This is a genomic window from Bradyrhizobium sp. Ken01 (assembly GCF_055807355.1).
In genome coordinates, this window is record NZ_JBVVPC010000025.1 from 34,137 (window position 1) to 58,166 (window position 24,030).

Consider the following 24,030-nt stretch of genomic DNA (forward strand, 5'->3'; position numbering starts at 1 on the left):
GTATCGCGGTGACCGCAGGGGCCCCTCATGCCGAATGGCAATATCGTCGTCACCGAAGAGCGCGGAACGCGCGTGATCACCCTGCGTCGCCCGAGCAAGAAGAACGCGATCACGCAGGACATGTATCGGGAGATGAGCCGCGCGATCGACACCGCGCAGAACAATCCCGACATCCGCTGCATGATCATCACCGGGGGCTCCGGCGTGTTCACCGCCGGCGACGACATCGACGATTTCATGCACGCCGACACGTCGCGCCCCGAGACGCTGTCCGACGGTGCCAAGTTTCTCTATTCGCTCGCCCTCAACGCCAAGCCGGTGATCGCGGCCGTGGACGGCGCGTCGATCGGCATGGGCACCGTGATGCTGTTCCATTGCGACTATGTGCTGGCCTCGAACGCGGCGACGTTCTCCGCGCCCTACATCCATCTCGGGCTCGTGCCGGTCGGCGCGTCCAGCCTCTTGATGCCGAACACGATGGGCTATCAGCGCGCCTTCGCCATGCTGGTGATGGGGCGGACTTTTACGGCCGCGGAAGCGCATGCCGCCGGCTTCGTCAACACCGTGGTCTCGCCGGGTCATACCGAGGTCGAGGCGCGCAAGGTGGCGCGCGATATCTGCAGGCTCCCCGCCGAAGCGGTCGCGACCTCACGCAAACTACTGCGCGTGGCATCCGAGGAGCTCACCCGCCGCATCGATCAGGAGGCCCATTTGTTCGGTGAGCGGCTGAAGTCGGAAGAAGCCACTGCCGCCTTCAACGCGTTTGCGAACAGGAAGAAGAAAAAGTAGGGTGCCGCCCGGCGCCTCGCCCCGGAATGCCGCGATAACTTTCGTGAAATCTTCGTGCGGAACGACTAGTCTGGTTCCATGCGACATGTTCTCCGCCTGACTATCTTCGCGCTCGCGCTCGCCGTCCCGCCCGCGTCCGCCCAAACCGCCGCACCCGTCGAGCTGCGCATCCTCGCGATCAACGATTTCCACGGCAATCTGCGCCCGCCGCCGGGCGGCATCCGGATCAGCGATCCCGAGGACAAGTCCAGGAAGGTGATGGTGGCGGCCGGCGGTGCCGAATACATGGCGACGCTGGTGAAGCAGCTGCGCGAAGGACACAAGAACACGATCTTCGTCGCCGCCGGCGACCTGATCGGCGCAAGCCCGTTCCTGTCGGCGATGTTCCACGACGAGCCTTCGATCGAGTCGCTCTCGATGATGGGGCTCGCGATCAGTTCGGTCGGGAATCACGAATTCGACGAGGGCAAGACCGAGCTGTTGCGGATGCAGAACGGGGGCTGTCATCCCGTCGACGGCTGCCAGGGGCCGCATCCCTTCACGGGCGCCAAATTCCGCTATCTCGCGGCGTCCACCATCGAGACGGCGACGGGCAAGAGCGTGCTGCCGCCTTACGAGATCAGGGAGTTCGAAGGCATCCCCATCGCCTTCATCGGGCTGACCTTGAAGGACACCGCGGGCATCGTCTCGCCATCGGGCATCACGGGCCTCGAATTCCGCGACGAAGCCGAGACGGTGAACGCGCTGGTGCCGCAGCTGAAGACGCGTGGGGTCGAGGCGATCGTGGTGCTGATCCACCAGGGCGGCGAGCCGGCCGGCGACTACAATGAATGCCCTGCCATCACCGGGCCAATCGTCGACATCGTGAAGAAATTCGATCGCGCCGTCGACGTCGTCGTCAGCGGCCACACCCATCGTGCTTATGTCTGCGATATTGACGGGCGCCTCGTCACCAGCGGCGACAAATACGGTACGCTGGTCACCGCGATCGACCTCAAGCTCGATCCGGCAACCCGCGACATCGTCAGCGCCAGAGCCGAGAACGTCATCGTCGCCAATGCCTCGCTGCCCAGGGATCCCGAGCAGACCGCATTGATCGATGCCTACGACAAGCTTTCGGCGCCGATCGCCAATCGCCCGGCTGGATCGGTGACACAGACGCTGTCACGCGTGCCGAACGAAGCCGGCGAAAGCGCGCTCGGCGACGTCATTGCGGACGCGCAGCTCGCCGCGACCAGGGACGCCAAGGACGGCGGCGCCGTCATCGCGCTCACCAATCCCGGCGGCATCCGCACTGACATCGTTCCAAAGGAGAACGGCGCGATCACCTTCGGCGACGTTTTCGCCAGCCAGCCGTTCCGCAACCGGCTCGTCACCATGACGGTCACGGGCAGCCAGCTCAAGGACATGCTGGAGCAGCAATGGCTCGACCCGAAGCGGCCGCGGATTCTCCAGGTCTCGAACGGGTTCAGTTATGCCTGGGATGCGGCGAAGCCATACGGCGAGCGCGTGATCAACGAGAAAATGACGCTCAATGGCAGGCCGATCGAAGCCGGAAGCGGCTACCGCGTCACCCTCAACGATTACCTCGCAGTCGGTGGCGACGGCTTTACCGTCGCCAAACAAGGCACGGGGCCGCAATATGGCGGCTACGACGCCGACGCGCTGTTCGCGTTCTTCAGGGCGCACGGACCGATCGGGCCGCTGCCGCTGAGCCGCATCCTGCGCGTGAATTGATCCGGGTCAAACGGGCCGGTCCGGGACCACCCTTTGCCATTCCCGGGGGAACGCATAGATTGGGTTTTGCATTTGCGTTTTGGCGCCGGATGCGCCAAGCGACGTCGAGAGCCCGCATCCCATGAGGCCGACTGATGAGTACGCTTCTCCTCTCCCACAAGGCCTGCCTCGACCACGTCACGCCGCCTGGACACCCTGAAAGGCCGGACCGCCTGCGCGCGGTGGAGGAGGCGCTGTCGCATGAGCGCTTCCAGTTCCTGGTACGCGACCAGGCGCCGGAGGGCGATCTCGACCTCGTCACGCTCTGCCACAACGAGCACTACGTGACGGAGCTGCGCCACATCGCGCCGACCAGCGGACAGGTCTATGTCGATGGCGACACCTCGATGTCGCCTGGCACGTGGGAAGCGGTGATGCGCGGCGTCGGCGGCGCGGTGGCGGCGACCGAAGCGGTGATGGCGGGCGAGCATCGCAACGCTTTCGTCGCGGTGCGCCCGCCCGGCCACCACGCCGAGATCGGCAAGCCGATGGGCTTCTGCTTCTTCGACAACGTCGCCATCGCCGCGCGCCACGCGCAGCGCAAATACGGCATCAAGCGCGCAGCCATCGTCGATTTCGACGTGCATCACGGCAACGGCACGCAGGACATCTTCTGGTCGGACCCGACCGTGATGTACTGCTCGACGCACCAGATGCCGCTGTTTCCGGGCACCGGTGCCAAGAGCGAGCGCGGCGACCACGACACCATCGTCAACGCGCCGCTCGCCTCCGAGGACGGCGGGCCGGAATTCCGCATCGCGTTCGAGAATCTGATCCTGCCGCAGCTCGAAAAATTCAGCCCGGAGCTGCTCGTCATCTCTGCAGGCTTCGACGCGCATTATCGCGATCCGCTGGCGTCACTGAATTTGCGCGCGGAGGATTATGCCTGGGTCACGCGCAAGCTGATGGACCTCGCCGACAAGACCGCCGGGGGACGCGTTGTTTCTGTGCTTGAGGGCGGCTACGACCTGCAAGGATTGAAAGAATCTGTTACGGCGCATGTCGGCGCCCTGATGGGCGCCTGACGCACCCGCCACATTGCGCCCGCAAAACTTTGCTTTCTCCGACGTGAAGCGAATCGGGCAATCGGAAACTTATATGGCCGAAAATACCCAAATCGACATCTCCAGGCTGACCTTCGAACGTGCCATCGAGGAGCTCGAAACCATCGTGAAGCGGCTCGAGGACGGCAAGGTGCCGCTTGAGGAATCCGTGACAATCTACGAGCGCGGCGAGGCCCTGAAGCGTCGCTGCGAGGAGTTGCTGCGCCAGGCCGAGGCGCGCGTCGACAAGATCACCACCGATGCCAGCGGCCAGGCCACCGGCACCGCGCCGCTCGACGTCCAGTAAGGGGCGCCTTCCAAGCCGCCTCTCTCACGCAGCGGGAACCGGCAATTCTCATGATCGCACGCCGCCGTCGGGCGTCGCTGCTGCCTGATCCCAGGGAACCGGCGCTCTGAAGGTCACGGAACCTCCCTCACGGGCCCTCGCCCTCCTGAATCCGTCCAAAAATAGCTTGCCCGCGCCAAAAACCTTGCCGAGGAACCGGCAAGCTTGGAACCCTTCCGTTGACGCCAGGATTAACCACTCTGGCCCGCGGGTTGCAGGTGCATGGCCGTAATCGGCGGAGCGGGTTGGCTTTGGCCCAAGCTTTGGTGTAAAGCTGCGCGGAGTGTGGCTTTTTGTAAGCCTTGCGTGGGCACTGATTACCAACGACAAGCGCTTCAAACTGCTGACAATTGGCTGGATGGACGAAGCCGATCTAAGTGACAGGGATCACAGAGACTGAACCGGAGAGCACTTAAGCTCACCTAAGCTTGAAGACGGGGCTTTGCCCCATGCAGGTGGCTCCGACGGTTTAAGGACTCGCGCTGCGCCGATATTGTGCAAACCCATCGCGCACCGGAATGACCTTCCGGCGCTGACAAATTGGAAATCGCCGTGAACGCATACAGTAAAACGCCGCTTCTCGACACCATCCGGACGCCGGACGACCTGCGCAAGCTCAAGATCGAGCAGGTTCGCCAGGTCGCTGATGAGCTGCGTCAGGAGACCATCGATGCCGTCTCGGTGACCGGCGGTCACTTCGGCGCGGGCCTCGGCGTGGTCGAACTCACCACTGCGATCCATTACGTCTTCGACACCCCGCGCGACCGGCTGATCTGGGACGTCGGCCACCAGGCCTATCCGCACAAGATCCTCACCGGCCGGCGCGATCGCATCCGCACGCTGCGCACCGGCGGCGGCCTCTCCGGCTTCACCAAGCGCAGCGAAAGCGATTACGATCCGTTCGGCGCCGCGCATTCCTCGACCTCGATCTCCGCCGGCCTCGGCATGGCGGTCGCGCGCGACCTCTCCGGCGGCAAGAACAACGTTATCGCCGTGATCGGTGACGGCGCGATGTCGGCGGGCATGGCCTACGAGGCCATGAACAATGCGGGCGCGATGAACTCGCGCCTGATCGTCGTCCTCAACGACAACGACATGTCGATCGCGCCGCCGGTCGGCGCGATGAGCGCCTATCTGTCGCGGCTCTACTCGGGCAAGACCTATCGCACGCTGCGCGATGTGGCCAAGCAGATCAACCAGCGCCTGCCCAAGATCCTCGCCAACCGCGCCAACCGCGTCGAGGAATATTCCCGCGGCTTCATGATGGACGGCGGCACGCTGTTCGAGGAGCTCGGCTTCTATTACGTGGGTCCGATCGACGGCCACAACCTCGACCATCTCCTGCCCGTGCTGAAGAACGTGCGCGACATGGAGACCGGCCCGATCCTGGTTCACGTCGTGACGCAGAAGGGCAAGGGCTACGGCCCTGCGGAAGCCTCCGCCGACAAGTACCACGCGGTGGTCAAGTTCGACGTCGCGACCGGCACCCAGGCCAAGTCCAAGCCGAACGCGCCGGCCTATCAGAACGTGTTCGGCCAGAGCCTCGTCAAGGAAGCGGAGAAGGACGACAAGATCGTCGCCATCACCGCGGCGATGCCCTCCGGCACCGGCGTCGACATCTTCAACAAGGCGTTCCCGGACCGCACCTTCGACGTCGGCATCGCCGAGCAGCACGCAGTGACGTTCGCCGCCGGTCTCGCCACCGAAGGCTACAAGCCGTTCTGCGCGATCTACTCGACCTTCCTGCAGCGCGGCTACGACCAGATCGTGCATGACGTCGCGATCCAGAGCCTGCCGGTGCGCTTCGCCATCGACCGCGCCGGCCTCGTCGGCGCCGACGGCGCCACCCATGCCGGTTCGTTCGACAACGCCTATCTCGGCTGTTTGCCGAACATGGTCATCATGGCCGCGGCCGACGAAGCCGAGCTGGTGCACATGGTCGCGACCCAGGTCGCGATCAACGATCGTCCGAGCTCGCTGCGCTATCCGCGCGGTGAAGGCCGCGGCATCGAGATGCCCGAAATCGGCATTCCGCTCGAGATCGGCAAGGGCCGCATCGTCCGCCAGGGCAGCAAGATCGCCCTGCTCTCCTTCGGCACGCGCCTCGCCGAATGCGAGAAGGCCGCCGACGAGCTCGCAGCCCACGGCCTTTCGACCACGATCGCGGATGCGCGCTTCATGAAGCCGCTGGACACCGAGCTGGTGCTCAAGCTCGCGCGCGACCACGAGATCCTGATCACGATCGAGGAAGGCTCGGTCGGCGGTTTCGGCTCGCATGTCGCGCAATACCTGACCGATCAGGGCGCACTCGACAGCGGCCTGGTGCGGTTCCGCACCATGGTGCTGCCCGACGTGTTCCAGGACCACGATACCCCGGCGGCGATGTACGGTCGTGCCGGTCTCGATGCCAAGGGCATCGTCGCCAAGGTGTTCGAGGCGCTCGGCAAGGATGTTAAGGCCGAGACGGTCAAGCTCGCCTAAAAGCGAGCTTCGACCTTCCGCGAAGCAGCTCTGATGAAAATCTATCTGGCAGGCCCCGACGTGTTCCTGCCAGATGCGGTCGAGATCGGCCGGCAGAAGGGTGCCATCTGTGCCGCAAACGGCCTCACCGGCCTCTATCCGCTCGACAACGAGATCGACCTCGCCGCTCCCGACGCCTCGCGGCAGATCTTTTGCGGCAACGAGGCGATGATGGACGCCGCCGATGCGATCATCGCCAACCTCACGCCGTTCCGCGGCGCCGGCGCCGATCCCGGCACCGTCTACGAGCTCGGCTATATGGCCGGCCGTCGCAAGTTCTGCCTCGCCTATTCCAATGACGGCGCCGCCTATGCCGATCGTGTCGGTCGCTTCATGGACGTGACGTCCGAGGAGGGACGGCTGGTCGACGCGCAGGGGCTGACGGTCGAGGATTTTGGCCTCGTCGACAATCTCATGATGATCCACGCGCTGGAGCTGCATGGCTGCCCGCTGGTGACGCCGGCGCAGATGCCGATCGACGTCTGGCACGATCTGGCCGCGTTCGAGGCTTGCGTCCGGATGGCGGCCGCGCGATTGATCGCTACATAAGCGCCTCAGGCGTCTTTGGAGAGATGATGTCCCCTGCCCGCAAGCGCGCGGATGTTCTGCTGGTCGAGCGCGGCCTGTTCGAGAGCCGGGCGCGGGCGCGCGCGGCGATCGAGGCCGGGCTCGTCACCGCCGACGACAAGCAGGTCGCAAAGCCGTCGGAGACCATCGCCGAGGACGCCGTGATCCAGGCCGAGCCCGCGCACCCCTACGTCTCCCGCGGCGGCGTCAAGCTCGCCGGCGCGCTGGAGCGCTACCCGATCGAGATCGAGGACCATGTCTGCCTCGACGTCGGCGCGTCCACCGGCGGATTCACCGAGGTGCTGCTGGCGAACGGCGCGAGTCTGGTCTTTGCCGTCGATGTCGGCACCAGCCAATTGCATCCCTCGCTGCGCAGGCACTCCAAGATCGTGTCGATGGAAGAGACCGACATCCGCGCCTATGACGGCAAGCGTTTGCCGGCGCGGCCCGATGTCGTCGTGATCGACGTCAGCTTCATCTCGCTCAAGACGGTGCTGCCCGTGGCGCTGTCGCTGGCCGCCGCGCCGATGAGCCTGCTGGCGCTGATCAAGCCGCAATTCGAGGCGGAGCGGAAGCACAACAAGAAGGGCATCGTCCGCGACGCCGCCGTGCACCGCGAGATCTGCGAGGACATCGCAGCCTTTGCTGCCTCGCTAGGCTGCACCGATATCGAGGTGTTCCCGTCGGCGATCACCGGCGGCGACGGCAACATCGAATTCTTCCTGGGCGCGCGCCGTGGTTGAGCGCGTGACGATCGATCACGTCGGCCATCGCGGCGACGGCGTCTCGCTCCACGCCGGCGACGCCATATATGTGCCCTACACGCTCGGCGGCGAGACCGTTGAGGTCGATCATGTCGTCGGCAACCATCCCGACCGCCGCAAGCTGCTGGCGGTGGATGTCGCCAGCCCCGAGCGCGTCGCGCCGTTCTGTCCGCATTTCGGCGTCTGCGGCGGCTGCGCGATCCAGCACTGGGCGACTGAACCGTATCACGCCTGGAAGCGCGGCATCGTGGTCGAGATCCTGGCCCAGGCCGGCATCGACTGCGAGGTGGCGTCGCTGGTCGATGCCCATGGTGCGGGGCGCAGGCGCATCACGCTGCACGGCCGGTTCGGCACCCATGACATCCTCAAGGTCGGCTTCTCGGCTGCCAGCTCGCACGACGTCATCCCGATCGATCGCTGCCCGATCCTCGATCCCGGGCTCGAGGGTGCACTCGATGCCGGTTGGGCGCTCGCCGAACTGCTGACGTCCAAAATGTCAGTAACGAAACCGCTGGACATCCAGGTCACCGCAACCGCCAACGGTCTCGACGTCGACGTGCGCGGCTCCGGTCCGCTGCCAACCCCGCTCGTGACGGCGCTGTCGCGCGTCGCCGAGCAGCACCGTCTGGCGCGGCTGACACGGCATGGCGAACTGGTGCTGCAACGCCTGGCGCCGACCGTGAAGATGGGCCGTGCTGAAGTGACTCTGCCGCCGGGCTCGTTCCTGCAGGCAACCGTTGCTGGCGAAGAGACGCTGGCCGCGCTCGTCGCGGAGCGCATCGGCAAGGCCAAGGAGGTGCTCGATCTCTTCTGCGGCGTCGGGCCATTCGCTCTGCGGCTTGCAGAGAAGGCGCGCGTCACGGCCTACGACAACGATGCCGGTGCGGTCGCAACCCTTGCGAAAGCCGCGCGCACGCCCGGCCTCAAGCCGATCAGGTGCGAGCCGCGCGACCTGTTCCGCCGCCCTCTGGTGCCGCAGGAGCTGCGCGATTTCGATGCAGTGGTGTTCGATCCCCCGCGCCAGGGCGCGCAGGCACAGGCGCTGAAGCTCGCCGCCAGCAAGGTGCCTGTGGTGGTCGCGGTCTCCTGCAACGTCGGGACATTTGCCCGCGACGCGCGGCTGCTGATCGATGGCGGCTACAACATCGACGTAGTCGTGCCGGTGGATCAGTTCCGCCACACGCCGCATGTCGAGCTCGTTGCGAAGTTCACGCGCTAGACTAGTTAGCGCCGAAGGCCACTCAACGCCGGCGACTCGCCAGGCAGCATGTTCGATCTGAGATCGCTATCCATGCGGCCCGAATCCTGCTGGGTGAACCCGGCCCCGAACGACAGGCTGAGGTTGGAGGTCGGCTTGAACTCGACACCCGCAAATGCGCCGTAGCCGGGCGAGGCGCTGGAGGTGAGCGGCGCAAGCGAGCTGCCGATGCCGTTGCCGTATTTCAGGGTGTCGAAACCGGCAAAGAACGTGACAGGCATGCCGCCCGCCGTCTTGGTGTTGTAGCCGAACTGCGTGCTGTCGTAGGAGAGCGCGCTGAAATTGCCGCTCAGTCCGGCCGGGCTGAGGCCGCTCCAGTTGAGATTGCCATGCTGGCTGCCGACAAAGAAGCCGTTCGCAAAATTGCTGCGGCCGCTTGCGTCGCCGCCATTGAAGCTCGGGAAATTGCCGTAGCTGTCGGCGCTCTGGCCGGCGACGCCGCCGAAGCCGAAAGGTCCGCCGGGGATCCAATATTGCAGGGGTGCGCCTTGCGCATGAGCCGGCGCTTCGCCGAGGCAGAGCAGGGCAAGAAAAACCGCGAGACCGCAAGAGCGTGTAAGCCTGGACATCCAAATAACCGTCGAAAAGCTTGCGAATTATACCCACCAGACATCATGAATGCCAGCATAGCGACACCAGTCTTCCCTTGAGTTCCGGGATCACGTTTTCCTGCCAGTTTGAACTTCCCGCATGCCGGATTGACCCACCTAAGGGGGCGCGTCAGCACGGAGGCTGTCATGGAGGTCAATTCCGACAGGTTGAATGCCTTTATGGGCAAGATGGTCACCGAATTCGGTGCGGCGATGAATGCGTCGCTGGTCCTGCTCGGGGACAAGCTCGGTCTCTACCGTACCCTTGCCGCCAAGGGACCGATGAACTCGTCCGAGCTCGCAAACGCCACCGGGACGGCGGAGCGCTACGTCCGCGAATGGCTCGCAAGCCAGGCGGCGTCCGGCTACATCGAATACGATTCCGCTTCGGCAAAATTCTCGATGCTGCCGGAGCAGGCGATGGCGCTTGCCGATGAGGACAGTCCGGTGTTCCTCGGTGCGTTCGGCAATGTCATTGCCTCGGCGTTTCTCGACGAGCCGAAGGTCTCGGACGCATTCAAATCCGGCAAGGGCGTCGGCTGGAACCGGCGCAGCGAATGCCTGTTCTGCGGCACCGCCCGCTTCTTCCGCACCGGGTACATGCACCATCTGGTGCAGGAATGGCTGCCTGCGCTCGATGGCGTCGTGGACAAGCTGAAGCGCGGCGCCAAGGTCGCCGATGTCGGCTGCGGGCACGGCGTCTCGACACGGCTGATGGCGGAAGCCTTCCCGAACTCCCGCTTCTACGGCTTCGACTATCACGAGGGTTCGATCGAGGCCGCGCGAAAGGCGGCCACCGAAGCCAGATTGGGCGACCGGGTCAGCTTCGCTGTTCATTCCGCCAAGACCTATCCGGCCGAGGGCTATGATCTCGTCTGCTTCTTCGATTGCCTGCATGACATGGGCGATCCCGTCGGCGCCATCGGCCACGTGCGCGAGACCATGGCAAAGGACGGCACCTGCATGCTGGTCGAGCCGTTCGCAGGCGACCGCCTCGAGGACAATCTCAACCCGGTCGGGCGGGTCTATTATGCGGCGTCGACCATGATCTGCACGCCAGCCTCGCTCGACCAGGAGGTGGGCCTCGGACTGGGCGCCCAAGCGGGCGAGGCAAGGCTGCGCAACGTCGCGCGAGAGGGCGGACTGACGCGCTTCCGCCGCGCTGCTGAAACGCCCTTCAATCTGATTCTGGAGGCGCGGATCTGATCTTCCTCATTCCGGCGCGTGGCTGCGGCATATGGTCATGCCGATGCTACAGCCACGCCTGGCGCCGCCATCCTTGCCTCGCTCGCGCCGCGACGTAAGTTGGCCGCCGCAAATGATCGGCAATGGCGCTTTGACGCCCGCCTGCGACGTCTTGCGTCAGATCGACCGGCAATTGAAGGCGCTGACGCGGTCCAGCGCGCAGCAGCCGTGATCGGCTACGCCGTCTTGTCCACCGAGGACGACGTGTCGGACGGCGGTAATTTCGTCACCCCTACCTGGAAAGATTTGTTTCCAACCTGGAAGATGACCTTGCCGTTCTTTCCGTCGTCCGTCGATATCTGCGTTTGTCCGAACATGACCACGTTCTTGTAGACGATGCCGGTGCCCTGCCGGGTGACGCCGTCGATGGTGGTCGTGACCAGCGCCTCGTTGCCGGTGATGGAGACGACCCGGAAGCTCGCGCTCTTGTTGTTGTCGGCCGAATAGCCACCCCAGCTTCCGATGAGACGGCTTTCGGAGGCGGGCGGCGCCTGTTTTTCAAGTGATGCACTGGCCTGACCGCCGCCGGCGGAGAACACGAGCGCCGCATTCTTGCCGTTCTTGGTCCCGATCGTGACCGAACCGAAGCTGATGGTTGCACCGTCGACCTTGCCAAAACCACGTTCAGTGTGCCCGTTATGGGTGTATTCCACCTGCGCGCGGGCGCCGCGGATGTTCACGACCTTGAAGCCGACGGCCTGATTGTTTCCCGCCCAATTGCCCTTCCATTCACCGAGCAGGTTGCTCTGGTGATAGACCCGCTCGCTGGCAGGAGAAATCTGGCTGGTGCTCTGCGTGACGATGGCCATTGGTTGCTCGGCGGACCAGTCTGACAAACCCGCCTTCGTCTGCGCGCCGGCCAGCAATATCAGGTCATTGACGGAAACAATTGGATTAGGGCCACCCACCGATTAACGAACGGTTAAATTCAACCGCGGGGCGAAGCCAACAAATGTCGTGATCGGAGATAGCGCTCAGCGACCCCAGCGGTCCGACCAGATCTTCTCGCCGATCATGCAGTTCACACGCGGCTCCTTGTCCTTCTCCGCAACCCGCATCACCGGGCGCTCCGGCATACGGCCCGCAACCTCCATCAAGAGCTTGGTGCGGATGGCTTCCTTGAACTTGTCGCGGTCCTTGATCGTGATGACGAAGGAACCGGGGCCGCCGATGACGCAATCCTCATAGTAGAAATCGAGATTGTCGATATCCATGGTCGAATAGGACGGCTCCTTGACCATGATCGGCAGGCCGTTGATCACGATGCCCTTCTCGATCGCTGCGTCGCGCGCAATCGCGACCGGAGTTCCATTGTTATTGGGACCGTCACCGGAAATGTCGATCACACGACGCAAGCCCCGATAGGGATCCTCGTCGAACAGCGGCATCGCGAAACTGATCGCGCCGGAGATCGAGGTGCGCGAGGCGCGCCGGATTGGCGTCTTCAGGATTTCGGCGGCGACGGCATCGGCGGTCTCCGGTCCGTCGATCAGGCGCCAGGGAATGATGATCTTCTGGTCAGTCGACGCGGCCCATTCGAAATAAGTCACCGCGATGCGGCCGTTCGGACCCAGCTTCAGCGCCTGCAGGAATTCCTTCGACTGGATCGCCTGCGCATAGCCTTCACGCTGGATTGCGAGCTCGTCCATGTCCATGGAGTAGGAGACGTCGACAGCGAGGATCAGCTCGACATCGACCGTCTGTGCGTCCCTGTCGGCTGCTTGCCGCTGCGGCTGAATTTTAGGCGACTCGAATTTGGGTCCTGGTGCCGCGATGCCCGCGACGTCCCCTCCGGCAAACATGCCGGTCACCAGCACAGCCCCGATCGAGAACAGCAAGCGCATCGCAGCCTCCCGTCGTATGACGCGATGGTGACATGCAATCGCCTTGCCGCAAAGTCCGAAGATCGCTTGCGCTTCACATTCCAGTTAGGGATTTGCGCGTTAGGACTTGCGGGTCGGGGATTGCGAAGCATCACGCAAAGCTGCCGCCATGTTGCCGCGCTCGCGCCGCGGACTGCGCGATCGTGCGCTCCCGGAAGAACGGGCCACGGGACAGAGCACCCCGCCCACTTGTCCGGCGCCATTTCCATGCTAGGCTGACGACACAGATGGGGATGGAGTCCCCCGACAACCGCCCGGCTGCCTGTGACCGTAGTGGGCTGGTGACTCCTGCTTGAGGAGGGGCAATTTTCAGGCCTCTGTCTTCGGCGGGAGCATGGACAAACCCGCCGCTGGCGGGTTTTTTGTTGCCTGGTGCGAAGGCCGAGGAGAGGTCGAGCAGAGGTCAAGCAGAGGCCGAGGAGAAGTCCTGGACGTGACGACGACAACACCGAATGCTGCGCGTGCGGGGCTGCCCAGGGGAATCTGGGTGCTCGGTTTCGTCTCGATGCTGATGGACGTCTCTTCCGAGATGATCCACGCACTGCTGCCGGTCTATCTTGTCACCGTGCTCGGCGCCTCCACGCTCACCGTCGGCTTCATCGAGGGCATTGCGGAGGCGACCGCCTCGATCACGAAGATCTTCTCCGGCGCGTTGTCCGACTGGCTCGGCCGGCGCAAATTTCTCGCCGCGCTCGGCTACGGGCTCGCCGCGCTGACAAAACCGCTATTCCCGCTTGCCCCCAGCGTCGGATGGCTGGTTGCCGCGCGCTTCATCGACCGCGTCGGCAAGGGCATTCGCGGCGCGCCGCGCGATGCACTGATCGCCGATATCGCACCTATCGGTTTGCGCGGCGCGAGCTTCGGCCTGCGTCAGTCGCTCGATACGATCGGTGCGTTCGTCGGGCCGCTCATGGCGATCGGCCTGATGTGGTGGACGGCGGACAATTTTACGATGGTGTTCTGGGTGGCCGTGCTGCCGGGCTTCCTGTCGTTCGGACTGATCGCGTTCGCGGTGAGCGAGCCGGAGCCGGACCCAAGCCGAGAGCCGTCAAGGAATCCGCTGAATACCGCCGCGATGCGCCAGCTCGGGTCCGTGTACTGGCGCGTGGTCGCGGTCGGCGTCGTGTTCACGCTGGCGCGCTTCAGCGAGGCCTTCCTGATCCTGCGCGCACAGAACATCGGGCTCAATGCGATGTGGGTGCCGGCCGTGCTGGTGCTGATGAACATCGTCTATGCGTTGTCGGCCTATCCGGCCGGCGCGCTCTCGGACCGGATCAACCGCACCGGCCTGCTCGCGCTTGGCCTCGTCTTCCTCGCCGGCGCCGATCTCGCGCTCGCGCTGCTGCCAAACCTTGGGGGCCTCGCCCTCGGCGTCGTGCTGTGGGGACTGCATATGGGATTGACGCAAGGCCTGCTCTCGGCCCTCGTCGCCGACGTAGCGCCACCGGGCTTGCGTGGCACCGCGTTCGGCTATTTCAACCTGTTCACCGGCCTTGCCATGCTGGCCGCAAGCGTGATCGCCGGCGCCTTGTGGGATGCCTATGGTCCGGCCGGCACGTTCCTGGCCGGGCTCGGCTTCGCCCTCGTCGCGCTCATAGGGCTGTTCGCCGTCGGCGACGGGCTGGCAACGGAGGAGAAACGATGACGGGGGGCTGTTCGCCGTGCTGAGCGGAGTGCTTGCGATCATGATCGGCAGCGTGCTCGGCGGCTGCGCGCGCTATTTCATCTCCGGCGCGATCGCCCGGCGGCTGGGCGAGACGTTTCCGTGGGGCACCGTGACCATCAACGTCACCGGCGCCTTTCTGATCGGCATTTTTGGCGCATTGGCGACCCATCCCGGCTCGGCCTTCGCCGCGCCCGATCCATGGTTGTTCGCGGTCACCGGCTTTCTTGGCTGCTACACCACGGTCTCCTCGTTCAGCTTGCAAACGCTGACGCTGGCGCGCAACGGCGAGCCGATGCACGCGCTCGGAAATGTCGCGGTCTCGGTCGTGCTCTGCCTCGCGGCAGTCAGTTGCGGCTTCCTCCTCGCGGACACTCTGGGAGGCTAGAGGCAGATGAAGTCCTCCTCCTCTGCCGATCGCTGGCGCACCGCGACGCTCTATGCCTGGATTGCCGCCGGCAGCATGGTCGGCGGGCTGACGCGCTATCTGGTTGGGCTTGCGCTCGACACCGGCCCCGGCTTCCCCGTCGCGACGCTGTTCATCAACGCCACCGGCTCGCTGATCATCGGCTTCTACGCGACGCTGACCGGCCCCGACGGCCGGGTGCTGGCGCGGCCCGAGCACCGGCAGTTCGTCATGACCGGGTTCTGCGGCGGCTACACGACCTTTTCGACCTTCAGCCTCGAGACCTTCCGCCTGTTCCACGGCGGCATGAAATACACGGCGCTCGCCTATATCGCGGCGTCCGTCATTTGCTGGCTGGTGTCGGTATGGGCAGGCCATATGATGGCCAGCGGCACCAACCGCTTGCGAAGGAGCTGACACCATGCAAATCCCCAATCAGGCAGTTTCGCTCCGGATCTTCATTGGCGAGAGCGACCATTTCGACGGCAAGCCGCTCTATGAAGCGATCGTGTTGACGGCGCGCGAGCGGCATCTGGCCGGCGCCACCGTGCTGCGCGGCCCGATGGGCTTCGGCAAGTCGAGCCGGCTCCACACGTCCAAAATCCTGCGACTCTCGGAAGACCTGCCGCTGCTGGTCGAGATCGTCGACAGCGAGGACAACATCAATGCATTCCTGCCCATCCTGGATGGCATGATGTCGAGCGGCCTGATCACCTTGGAGAAGGTGCAGGTCCTGCAATATGGTGAGAAGGCCGCGCGCTGAGCGCGCCGGCAGGAACCGGAGCCCGCCATATCCGGGAGGCGGAATGAACGATACCGTTGCCAAACCGAAAACCAGGACGAAGACCAAGGTCGAGCGGCCGAAGCTTCATAAGGTCATCCTGATCAACGACGACTTTACGCCCCGCGAGTTCGTCACGATGCTCCTCAAGGCCGAGTTTCGGATGACCGAGGATCAGGCCTACAAGGTGATGATCACCGCCCACAAGCTCGGCGCCTGCGTGGTCGCGGTTTTCACCAAGGACGTCGCCGAGACCAAGGCTACCCGCGCAACGGATGCCGGCCGCACCAAGGGCTATCCCCTGCTGTTCACCACGGAGCCGGAGGAATAGCGCTCAGTCGACTAGCGCCGCGTCTCCTCCGCCAGCCCGTACACGCGCTGCGCCTTTGAAAAGCCCGCGATCGGGAATTCGCCGAGCTCGTGCCAGTCCTGGCGGCAGACATTGGCGAAGCCTTCCGAGGCGACGACGGTCCGCCCCAGGCGCCCCGTGATCTTCTCGAGCCTGGCGGCAAGGTTCACGGCGGGGCCGATGCAGGTGAAATCGAGGCGGTTGCCGCCGCCGATATTGCCGTAGAGGATGTTGCCGACGTGGAGCGCGACACCGAAGCGGAAGCGCTCGATGACGTCGCCGACAGGATACGCAAGCGCCTCGACGCTGGCACGGGATTCGCGCGCCGCCTCCAGCACGCGCGTGCAGACATGCGCGGCATCACCGACATATTCGTCGATCGGGAATACCGCGAGCAGGCCGTCGCCCATGAATTTCAGCACCTCGCCGCCATGACCGCGGATCGCTGCGACCTGGCAGTCGAAATAATGGTTGAGGATCTCGACCACGGTCTCGGCCGGCAGCCGGTCCGACAGTGCGGTGAAGCCGCGCAGATCGGAGAGCCAGATCGCAGCCTGCATAGTGTCGTTGTGGCCGCGGCGGATCTGACCGCCAAGAATGCGCGCGCCGGCACGATTGCCGACATAGGTGTCGAGCAGCATCTCGGCGGTGCGGCGCAGGCTGATGATCTCGGTGATGCGCGCGAGCGGTTTGACGATGGCGTGAATCGCCGCGATATGTTCATCGGTGAAGCCGCCTGGATGGCGCGTGGTCCAGCTCGCCGCGTGGACCGAGCCGTCGAGAAACTGCATTGGCGTCGCGACGTAGTCGGTTACGCCTTCGGCTCGCATGTCGTCGAAAAAAGGGAAATGCTTGCTGCCGGGATCGTCCATGCGTCCCCGCACCTCAAGTCCCTGTTCGAACACGACCCGCAGCGGACTTCTGGCGAATTCCGGCGTCTCCAGGATCTCGAAATCGACCGTGCCGATCTCGACCTCCTCGCCCTCCCGCCAGATGAAGTTGCGACCGAAAATTTCGGGATGCAGCGTGCGGATGAAGATGCCGAACCGCCATAGCGGCAGACCGGCTGCGACCATCCGTTCGCAGGCTTCCGCCGTCATCTCGGCTGGGGCCTTCGACGACCAGGCGCCGTCGATCAGCCAGCTGGTGATACGTTGGAGCTCGGAGCTTTCCATGTTCGCATTTGCGGACGAAGTTGTGGGATCGTCAAGCTGCGCGGTGAGCTAGTGGCGCGACACAAGCGCCTCGCGCAACGCTAGCGCCCGACCTGGCCGCGGTCGCGCAGGAAGTGATCGGCCAACACACAGGCCATCATGGCTTCGCCGACGGGCACGGCGCGGATGCCGACGCAGGGATCGTGGCGGCCCTTGGTCATGATCTCGGTGTCGGCGCCGTTGCGATCGACGGTGAGACGCGGCTGCAGGATCGACGAGGTCGGCTTCACCGCGAAACGCACCACCACCGGCTGACCCGTGGAGATACCGCCCAGCACGCCGCCGGCGTTGTTGGACAGAAAACGCGTGCCGTCATTGCCCGTGCGCATCTCGTCGGCGTTCTCTTCGCCGGTGAGTTCGGCCGCAGCAAAGCCGGCGCCGATCTCGACGCCCTTCACCGCATTGATGCTCATCATTGCGGAGGCGAGCTCGGCGTCCAGCTTGGCGTAGATCGGCGCGCCAAGGCCAGCCGGCACACCTTCGGCGACGACTTCGATCACCGCGCCGATCGAGGAGCCGCTCTTGCGGATGCCGTCGAGATAGGTTTCGAAGAACGCGGCCTTGTCTTTGTCCGGACAGAAGAACGGATTTTTCGCGATCTCGTCCCAGTCCCACTTCGCGCGGTCGATCTTGTGCGGCCCTATCTGCACCAGCGCGCCGCGCACCCTGACGTCGGGCAGCACCTTTCGCGCGATCGCGCCGGCGGCGACGCGCGTTGCGGTCTCGCGCGCCGAGGAGCGGCCGCCGCCGCGATAGTCGCGCAGGCCGTACTTCGCTTCATAGGTGAAGTCGGCATGGCCAGGGCGAAACTTGTCCTTGATCTCGGAATAGTCCTTTGAGCGCTGGTCGGTGTTCTCGATCAGGAGACCGATCGGCGTGCCCGTCGTCACCTGTTGGCCGGTTTCCGGATGCGCCATCACGCCGGAGAGGATCTTGACCTGGTCCGGCTCCTGACGCTGAGTCGTGAAGCGCGACTGGCCGGGCCGGCGGCGATCAAGATCACCCTGGATGTCGGCCTCGACGAGCGGGATCATGGGCGGGCAGCCATCGACCACGCAGCCGATCGCCACCCCATGGCTCTCGCCGAAGGTCGTGACCCGGAACATGTGGCCGAAGGTGTTGAAGGACATCGTTGCTCGCTGGCTCGGTTCCCGTGTGTGGTAACGCGCGGGGGCCCGGGGGTCAAACCCGCAGCCGCTACGCAAGACGGCAGACCGGCTTAGCTAAACTTCTCCAGCCGCCCGTCGCGGAACACGTAGACGGCGCCCTGCTCGATAAAGAGTTCGGCGGCGCTCGCCGGCGTCTCCAGGCCGAGTGAAACCATCAGGGCCCGGCAGGTCCCACCATGGGCGACCGCGACGGTGTCGGTCCGGAGCTGGTCGTACCAGGCGCGCACGCGGACCTGCACATCGGCGTAAGTCTCCCCGCCCGCGGGGCCTACCCGCCATTTGTCGGCGAGGCGCCGGGCGTAGATGTCGGGATCGGAGGCCTCGCTCTCGGCCAGCGTCAGTCCCTCCCAGGTGCCGTAACCGATCTCACGCAGGCGATCGTCGAGCGCATAGTCCGCAGTCGGCAGTTCGAGCTTGCTCCGCGCCAGTTCCATGGTCTCTCGCGCGCGACCAAGCGGACTCGACACGTAGGGTAATGCAGCCTTGTCGCGGCCCTCGCGCCTGAACAGATCGGCGAGAATGCCGCCGGCCTGCACGGCCTGACCGCGACCGCGCGCGTTCAGCGGAATGTCCCTGGTGCCCTGAAGCCTGCCGAGCGCATTCCACTCGGTCTCGCCGTGGCGCAGATAGTAGATCGTGGGCACGGGCATTCCAGATTCAGAAACTAGTCCTTCCCGCCGAACGAAATGTCCGGCGCGTCCGGGCGCTTCATGCCGAGCACATGATAGCCGGAATCGACGTGGTGCACCTCGCCGGTGACACCGCGCGAGAGGTCGGACAGGAAATACAGCGCGCTGCCGCCGACGTCTTCCGTGGAGACGTTGCGCCGCATCGGTGCGTTGGCCTCGTTCCACTTCAGGATATATCTGAAATCGCCGATGCCTGACGCCGCGAGCGTCTTGATCGGCCCCGCGGAGATCGCGTTGACGCGGATGTTCTTCTCGCCGAGATCGGCGGCGAGGTAACGCACGCTCGCTTCGAGCGCCGCTTTCGCGACGCCCATGACGTTGTAATGCGGCATCCACTTCTCGGCGCCGTAATAGCTGAGCGTGATGAGCGAGCCGCCGTCGGTCATCAGCTTCTCGGCGCGCTGCGCCACGGCCGTGAACGAATAGCAGGAGATCAGCAGGGACTTCGAAAAATTCTCCTGCGTTGTGTCGACGTAGCGGCCGTCGAGCTGCTCGCCATAGGCGATCGCATGCACCAGGAAGTCGATCTTGCCCCACTTCTCCTTCAGCACCGCGAAGGCGGCGTCGATGGTCGTGGCATCGGTGACGTCGCAATGGCCGAGCACGAGCCCGCCGATCTCGGCGGCGAGCGGCTCGACGCGCTTCTTCAGCGCATCGCCCTGATAGGTGAAGGCGAGCTCGGCGCCGGCCGCGTGGCATGCCTTGGCAATGCCCCAGGCGATCGAGCGGTTGTTGGCAACGCCGAGGACCACGCCCCGCTTGCCCTGCATCAGACCTGAATTCTGCGCCATTTGCTAACGTCCCGTCGAGCTCCCGGTAAGGTTTGGAGGTACACCAGCCCTCCGTTGCGGTACAGTCCTAATACGCGGCGTTAACGCTGTTTCAAGCGCCGGAATAGCCGTTCCGGTCGGGTGTTATGATCGTTGTGGCGCTCGCGCCGAACAGCAGGACGTCAAGACCGCAATGAGTGCGTTTCGCCAGAGCGTTGAAGCCATGATCCCGGCGTTGCGCCGTTACGCCCGCGCGCTCACGCGCGAAGCGGACGCGGCCGACGATCTGGTGCAGGATACGCTGGTGCGGGCGCTGCGTTCGGAGCGCCTGTTCCTCGGGGGCGACGTCAGGAGCTGGCTCTATACGATCCTGACCAACCTCAACAAGAACCGGCGGCGCTCGCTGGCACGGCGGCCGCAATTCATGCAGCTGACGGAGAACAACCCGGATGCCAGCGGGACCGAAGCAGAAGGGCGCGACATCGAGAGGGCGCTGGCGACGCTCGTCGAGGAGCAACGCTCGGTGCTGCTCCTGGTGATGCTGGAGGGCATGAGCTACCGCGAGGTCGCCGACATCCAGGGCGTGCCGATCGGCACCGTGATGTCGCGCCTGGCACGCGCCCGCGCCCACGTTAAAGCCTCGCTGGAGGGTGAGCGCCCGGCGCTCAGGCGGGTGAAATGATGGCAGGATTGATGCATTGCGCCGGTCGTTTCTCCTGCATGGCATGGGAAGCGGCGCAATTGAACCACGAAGAACATTTTGGGCCGCAGAGCCAGAGACGATCGATATGAACGACCGCAAGATCCCAGTGACCGAGGACGAACTGCACGCCTATGTCGACGGCGAGCTGCCGGCCGAGCGCCGCGCCGACGTCGAGACATGGCTTGCCGCGCAGCCCGAGGATGCCGAGCGCGTGCAGTCCTGGCGCGCCATGGCCGAGATGCTGCACGCCCGCTACGATTCCGTCGCCCAGGAGCCGGTGCCGGCGCGGCTCGAGCTCGAACGGCTGGAGCGCCGCCCGCGGCACTGGCTGTATGGCGCAGCCGCGGCCGTGCTGGTGGCCTTCGTCGCCGGCGGCACCGCCGGCTGGCTGGCGCACGGTGCCGCCAACGCGCCCTCGACCTTCCAGAGCTTTACGACCGACGCGCTCGACGCCCACCGCCTCTACGTCGTCGAGGTTCGCCATCCCGTCGAGGTCGGCGGCAACGAGCGCGACCACCTCCAGGCCTGGCTGACCAGACGCTGCGGCTGGACCGTGTTTGCACCGAACCTGGAGGCGAGTGGACTGAAGCTCGTCGGTGGCCGGCTTTTGCCGGGGCCAAACGGGCCGGCGTCGTTCCTGATGTATGAGGGCGCCTCGGGCGAGCGGTACACGATCTACACCGCCAAGACCGAGAATGGCGCGACGCAGATGCGCTACGCCCGAACGGACAAGGACGGGGCGCTGTTCTGGTCGGAGCGCGGCGTCGGCTACGTCGTCAGCGGTGGCGGTGACCGCGACCGGCTGACCAAAGTGGCGCAGGCCGTCTACGACCAGGCAGAGAAAAGCGGCACCTAGACAACCACGCAATCGCGGTGCCTCGATTCCGACATTGAAAATTTGGAATGAAGACATCGGCGCGTCTCATTATCGCACCGGATGATCACGCGAAAATGAGCAGCGTTCGATCCGCCGATCGACGCGGGCGGCCTCGATTGGGGTTTTTGGTACCGCGCTGGTCCCCCTCTCGAGGCCGCACCTTTTTATCGGCTGCCCCGCCGGACAGCCGACACGTCAAGCACGTGCCAAGAAGGGCTACCACGCCTCGGGCATATGATGAGCATCACCCCGATGGACGACGCTCTCAGTCTTTAGGAGAACCCCTTCACACTTTTCCAGATCGTGCGTTAGCCAAGCCCGCTACGTGGATTGTAGGGGCGCTGGTCCCGCCACTTCTCCATCAATGCTTCAAGCTCGGCATCGTTCCCGTCCGGTAACATAATCCTGACAGTGACGAAGAGATCCCCGGTTCCGCCAGTTTTTGGCAATCCTTTGCCCTTGAGGCGGAAGGTCCGGCCGCTGGAGGTGTTTTGCGGGACCGAAAGCTCCACGGCATTGCCGAGGGTGGGCACGCGGACCTTGCCGCCAAGCACCGCCTCGTAAAGCGTGACCGGCAGGTCGATCCTGAGATCGACGCCCTCGATCTTGAAGAACGGATGCGGCGCGATGCTGATCGTGATCAGGAGATCGCCCGGCGGATGGCCCTGAGCGCTCTCGCCCTGTCCCCGCAACCGGATCTGCTGGCCCTCGGTCACGCCGGCCGGAATCTTGACGTTGAGTTCCTTGCCATTCGGCAGCCGAACGCGCTTCTCGCCGCCCTTCACCGCCTCCTCCAGCGAGACGGTCATGGCGACATTGACGTCGAGATCGAGCCCGATCCCGCCGGTGTCGAATTCGAACTGTGCACCGCCGCCGGCCCCAGGGCGCGGACGCGGCCCACCGCCGAACATGCTGTTGAGAATGTCCTCGAACGCGCCGCCACCCGGACCAGGGCCCGCGCCGCCGCCGCGGAACGTATAGCTCTCGAATCCGCCGGGACCCGCACGCCCGCGCGGCCCACCGCCGCCCGGAAAGCCCTGGAAGCGCGGCTTGCCGTCGGCGTCGATCTCGCCGCGGTCGAATTGCTTGCGCTTGTCCTCGTCGCCGAGGATCTCGTTGGCCGAATTGAGCTCAGCGAAGCGCTCGGCCGCCTTCGGGTCGTTCTTGTTGCTGTCGGGATGGTGCTTCTTGGCAAGCTTGCGATAGGCGCTCTTGATCGCGGCAGCGTTGGCGCTCCGCGGCACCCCCAAGACCTCATAGGGGTCGCGCATCCGTCACGTCTCCTTCAAGAAATCGAATTGTTCAAAGGGCTCCCCGCCCACTGAGCCTCATGTGGGGGGCGAGTGGTATTTTTGCAACTAGTCTGGTGAAGCGATTCCTAGCTCCGCCACGGCTTTAGCGTATGAATCTCCCAACTGCCACGGCTGCTTTGGCAGCCCGCGCCCTGGAGCCAGCTTTCGGTGCTGCCGTTGACGTAGCTTGCCAGGAAGTCGCGGCACTTGCGGCCGTCCTCGGCGGCATAGGATTGCGCGATCGGCGTGACCGAACCGCGCGCCCCGGTTTCCGGATTCTCCCAATGCTGGCTGGAATCCTTGTCGTTCTTGCTGAGGACGTCGGAGGCCGCGTTGCGGGCGAAGGCGAGATCTGTCTCGGTCGGCGCCTTGGCCGGCATTGCGATCGAGCCGGTGAGGTCGCTGTCGTCCGCCTTGGCGTAGGCACTCTTGTCATTGCGGGAAAAGCTGCAACCGCCGGTGCCGAGCCCGATCAGAATGATCGTCATGACGAAGCCGGACGGCCGGATCGCCGATAGGCCAACGCGTCCCCATACCCTATATAGGGCGGTAGCAGACAACGACGCGTTTTGGACCGCAGGACGCAACTCGGACCCCAGACATGACCGACACGACCCCGATGAAACACCAGACACCCTTAACATCCGGTGATTTCACCGCCGCCGACGAGCCGTTTGCGCTGTTCGAGGCCTGGCTGAACGAAGCCATCAAGAGCGAGCCGAACGATCCGAACGCCATGGCGCTCGCAACTGTCGATCCCGATGGCCTGCCGGACGTGCGCATGGTGCTGATGAAGGGCTTCGATACCGATGGTTTCGTCTTCTACAGCCACATCGCCAGCCAGAAGGGCCGCGAACTCGCCGCAAATCCTAAGGCGGCGTTACTTTTTCACTGGAAGTCGCTGCGCCGTCAGGTCCGCATCCGCGGCAACGTGACGCCGGTGACCGAGGCTGAGGCCGACGCCTATTTCGCGACCCGCCCGAAGCAGGCGCAGATCGGCGCCTGGGCGAGCAAGCAGTCGCAGGAGCTGGAGAGCCGCTTCGCCTTCGAGCAGGCGATCGCCAAGGTCGCCGCCAAGCACATGATCGGCGAGGTGCCGCGGCCGCCGGGCTGGAGCGGCTGGCGTATCACGCCGTCGCGTATCGAGTTCTGGCATGACCGCCCATTCCGTCTGCACGACCGCATCGAATTTCGCCGTGACGCGGCCGGCCAGAAATGGTCCAAGACGCGGATGTACCCCTAGTATTTTGTTCGAGCATGATCCTTTCGGAAAGCCGCCGCACGCTTTGCGCTAACGCGGCCCTCCGGGTCCGGATCATGCTCCAACCTGAAAGAT

26 protein-coding genes and 1 riboswitch are annotated in these 24,030 nt (G+C 64.7%); of the genes, 17 read left to right on the forward strand and 9 right to left on the reverse strand.

Translation table 11 applies throughout. The annotated features are described in order from the left end of the window. The first annotated feature begins 27 nt into the window (after positions 1-27). The 8 genes from AC0L3S_RS22790 (at position 28) to AC0L3S_RS22825 (ending at position 9,024) form a co-directional block, all read left to right on the forward strand. Positions 28-789 carry an enoyl-CoA hydratase-related protein gene (locus AC0L3S_RS22790; protein ID WP_473265194.1) on the forward strand — a complete coding sequence of 254 codons (762 nt, stop codon included), beginning with the start codon at positions 28-30 and terminating at the stop codon, positions 787-789. Between the two features lie 78 nt (positions 790-867). Then, a complete protein-coding gene (locus AC0L3S_RS22795; RefSeq protein WP_473265193.1) occupies positions 868-2,526 on the forward strand; it encodes a bifunctional metallophosphatase/5'-nucleotidase in 1,659 nt (552 codons plus the stop codon). 134 nt (positions 2,527-2,660) lie between these two features. After that, entirely contained in the window at positions 2,661-3,590 is a 930-nt protein-coding gene (locus AC0L3S_RS22800; protein ID WP_473281404.1) for a histone deacetylase family protein, read from the forward strand. Positions 3,591-3,663: 73 nt separating this feature from the next. Then, positions 3,664-3,915: an exodeoxyribonuclease VII small subunit gene (locus AC0L3S_RS22805; protein WP_007594646.1), complete on the forward strand. Its 252-nt coding sequence runs from the start codon at positions 3,664-3,666 to the stop codon at positions 3,913-3,915. 591 nt (positions 3,916-4,506) lie between these two features. Beyond that, positions 4,507-6,435 (forward strand): 1-deoxy-D-xylulose-5-phosphate synthase, encoded by a 1,929-nt coding sequence (gene dxs, locus AC0L3S_RS22810; RefSeq protein ID WP_473265191.1) that lies wholly within the window; start codon positions 4,507-4,509, stop codon positions 6,433-6,435. A gap of 33 nt (positions 6,436-6,468) precedes the next feature. Continuing rightward, on the forward strand, positions 6,469-7,023 hold the full coding sequence (locus tag AC0L3S_RS22815; protein WP_473281406.1) for a nucleoside 2-deoxyribosyltransferase: 555 nt from the start codon (positions 6,469-6,471) through the stop codon (positions 7,021-7,023). A gap of 26 nt (positions 7,024-7,049) precedes the next feature. After that, positions 7,050-7,784 carry a TlyA family RNA methyltransferase gene (locus tag AC0L3S_RS22820; RefSeq protein WP_473265189.1) on the forward strand — a complete coding sequence of 245 codons (735 nt, stop codon included), beginning with the start codon at positions 7,050-7,052 and terminating at the stop codon, positions 7,782-7,784. Further along, positions 7,777-9,024: a class I SAM-dependent RNA methyltransferase gene (locus AC0L3S_RS22825; RefSeq protein ID WP_473281409.1), complete on the forward strand. Its 1,248-nt coding sequence runs from the start codon at positions 7,777-7,779 to the stop codon at positions 9,022-9,024. The genes AC0L3S_RS22820 and AC0L3S_RS22825 overlap by 8 nt, the downstream gene beginning before the upstream one ends. Before the next feature lie 5 nt (positions 9,025-9,029). Here AC0L3S_RS22825 and AC0L3S_RS22830 read toward each other — a convergent pair whose 3' ends face one another. After that, entirely contained in the window at positions 9,030-9,632 is a 603-nt protein-coding gene (locus AC0L3S_RS22830) for a hypothetical protein (RefSeq protein WP_473265187.1), read from the reverse strand. A 168-nt stretch (positions 9,633-9,800) separates the two neighbouring features. Here AC0L3S_RS22830 and AC0L3S_RS22835 point away from each other — a divergent pair, with 168 nt between their 5' ends. Next, positions 9,801-10,859 (forward strand): class I SAM-dependent methyltransferase, encoded by a 1,059-nt coding sequence (locus AC0L3S_RS22835; RefSeq protein WP_473281411.1) that lies wholly within the window; start codon positions 9,801-9,803, stop codon positions 10,857-10,859. A gap of 215 nt (positions 10,860-11,074) precedes the next feature. On the opposite strand, the gene AC0L3S_RS22840 is transcribed toward AC0L3S_RS22835, so the two are convergent. Both AC0L3S_RS22840 and AC0L3S_RS22845 read right to left on the reverse strand, forming a co-directional pair. After that, complete coding sequence (locus AC0L3S_RS22840) at positions 11,075-11,707, reverse strand: hypothetical protein (RefSeq protein WP_473265208.1); 633 nt, start codon at positions 11,705-11,707, stop codon at positions 11,075-11,077. Positions 11,708-11,872: 165 nt separating this feature from the next. Continuing rightward, positions 11,873-12,742 carry a DUF1194 domain-containing protein gene (locus AC0L3S_RS22845; RefSeq protein WP_473265184.1) on the reverse strand — a complete coding sequence of 290 codons (870 nt, stop codon included), beginning with the start codon at positions 12,740-12,742 and terminating at the stop codon, positions 11,873-11,875. Between the two features lie 259 nt (positions 12,743-13,001). Next, positions 13,002-13,079, forward strand: a riboswitch (Fluoride riboswitch). Between the two features lie 135 nt (positions 13,080-13,214). Here AC0L3S_RS22845 and AC0L3S_RS22850 point away from each other — a divergent pair. From AC0L3S_RS22850 to clpS, 5 genes are read left to right on the forward strand one after another with little or no spacing between them, the layout of a single operon-like run. Continuing rightward, positions 13,215-14,426: an MFS transporter gene (locus AC0L3S_RS22850; protein WP_473281414.1), complete on the forward strand. Its 1,212-nt coding sequence runs from the start codon at positions 13,215-13,217 to the stop codon at positions 14,424-14,426. Between the two features lie 16 nt (positions 14,427-14,442). Then, positions 14,443-14,832 (forward strand): fluoride efflux transporter CrcB, encoded by a 390-nt coding sequence (gene crcB, locus AC0L3S_RS22855; RefSeq protein ID WP_473281417.1) that lies wholly within the window; start codon positions 14,443-14,445, stop codon positions 14,830-14,832. Between the two features lie 6 nt (positions 14,833-14,838). Then, the gene (gene crcB / locus AC0L3S_RS22860) at positions 14,839-15,267 is read left to right on the forward strand and encodes a fluoride efflux transporter CrcB (RefSeq protein ID WP_007607392.1); all 429 of its coding nucleotides are present in this window, start codon (positions 14,839-14,841) and stop codon (positions 15,265-15,267) included. Between the two features lie 4 nt (positions 15,268-15,271). Next, complete coding sequence (locus AC0L3S_RS22865; RefSeq protein WP_063993368.1) at positions 15,272-15,613, forward strand: DUF190 domain-containing protein; 342 nt, start codon at positions 15,272-15,274, stop codon at positions 15,611-15,613. Positions 15,614-15,656: 43 nt separating this feature from the next. Beyond that, positions 15,657-15,962 carry an ATP-dependent Clp protease adapter ClpS gene (clpS, locus tag AC0L3S_RS22870; protein WP_473281420.1) on the forward strand — a complete coding sequence of 102 codons (306 nt, stop codon included), beginning with the start codon at positions 15,657-15,659 and terminating at the stop codon, positions 15,960-15,962. A gap of 11 nt (positions 15,963-15,973) precedes the next feature. On the opposite strand, the gene AC0L3S_RS22875 is transcribed toward clpS, so the two are convergent. From AC0L3S_RS22875 to fabI, 4 genes are all read right to left on the reverse strand, one after another. Then, positions 15,974-17,155 (reverse strand): adenylate/guanylate cyclase domain-containing protein, encoded by a 1,182-nt coding sequence (locus tag AC0L3S_RS22875; protein WP_473281422.1) that lies wholly within the window; start codon positions 17,153-17,155, stop codon positions 15,974-15,976. 80 nt (positions 17,156-17,235) lie between these two features. Then, on the reverse strand, positions 17,236-18,324 hold the full coding sequence (gene aroC, locus AC0L3S_RS22880) for a chorismate synthase (protein ID WP_473281425.1): 1,089 nt from the start codon (positions 18,322-18,324) through the stop codon (positions 17,236-17,238). An 89-nt stretch (positions 18,325-18,413) separates the two neighbouring features. Next, entirely contained in the window at positions 18,414-19,013 is a 600-nt protein-coding gene (locus AC0L3S_RS22885; RefSeq protein WP_473281428.1) for a histidine phosphatase family protein, read from the reverse strand. Positions 19,014-19,027: 14 nt separating this feature from the next. Then, a complete protein-coding gene (fabI, locus tag AC0L3S_RS22890) occupies positions 19,028-19,843 on the reverse strand; it encodes an enoyl-ACP reductase FabI (RefSeq protein WP_473281430.1) in 816 nt (271 codons plus the stop codon). Between the two features lie 172 nt (positions 19,844-20,015). Between fabI and AC0L3S_RS22895 the strand changes: the two genes are divergently transcribed. Then, the gene (locus tag AC0L3S_RS22895; RefSeq protein WP_007594679.1) at positions 20,016-20,504 is read left to right on the forward strand and encodes a sigma-70 family RNA polymerase sigma factor; all 489 of its coding nucleotides are present in this window, start codon (positions 20,016-20,018) and stop codon (positions 20,502-20,504) included. Positions 20,505-20,610: 106 nt separating this feature from the next. Next, the gene (locus tag AC0L3S_RS22900) at positions 20,611-21,381 is read left to right on the forward strand and encodes an anti-sigma factor family protein (protein WP_473281432.1); all 771 of its coding nucleotides are present in this window, start codon (positions 20,611-20,613) and stop codon (positions 21,379-21,381) included. Between the two features lie 329 nt (positions 21,382-21,710). Here AC0L3S_RS22900 and AC0L3S_RS22905 read toward each other — a convergent pair whose 3' ends face one another. Both AC0L3S_RS22905 and AC0L3S_RS22910 read right to left on the reverse strand, forming a co-directional pair. Then, positions 21,711-22,673 (reverse strand): DnaJ C-terminal domain-containing protein, encoded by a 963-nt coding sequence (locus AC0L3S_RS22905; RefSeq protein WP_473281434.1) that lies wholly within the window; start codon positions 22,671-22,673, stop codon positions 21,711-21,713. 107 nt (positions 22,674-22,780) lie between these two features. Continuing rightward, complete coding sequence (locus AC0L3S_RS22910; RefSeq protein WP_473265174.1) at positions 22,781-23,182, reverse strand: RT0821/Lpp0805 family surface protein; 402 nt, start codon at positions 23,180-23,182, stop codon at positions 22,781-22,783. A gap of 113 nt (positions 23,183-23,295) precedes the next feature. Between AC0L3S_RS22910 and pdxH the strand changes: the two genes are divergently transcribed. Further along, complete coding sequence (pdxH, locus tag AC0L3S_RS22915; RefSeq protein ID WP_473281437.1) at positions 23,296-23,937, forward strand: pyridoxamine 5'-phosphate oxidase; 642 nt, start codon at positions 23,296-23,298, stop codon at positions 23,935-23,937. The last annotated feature ends 93 nt before the right edge of the window (positions 23,938-24,030 follow it).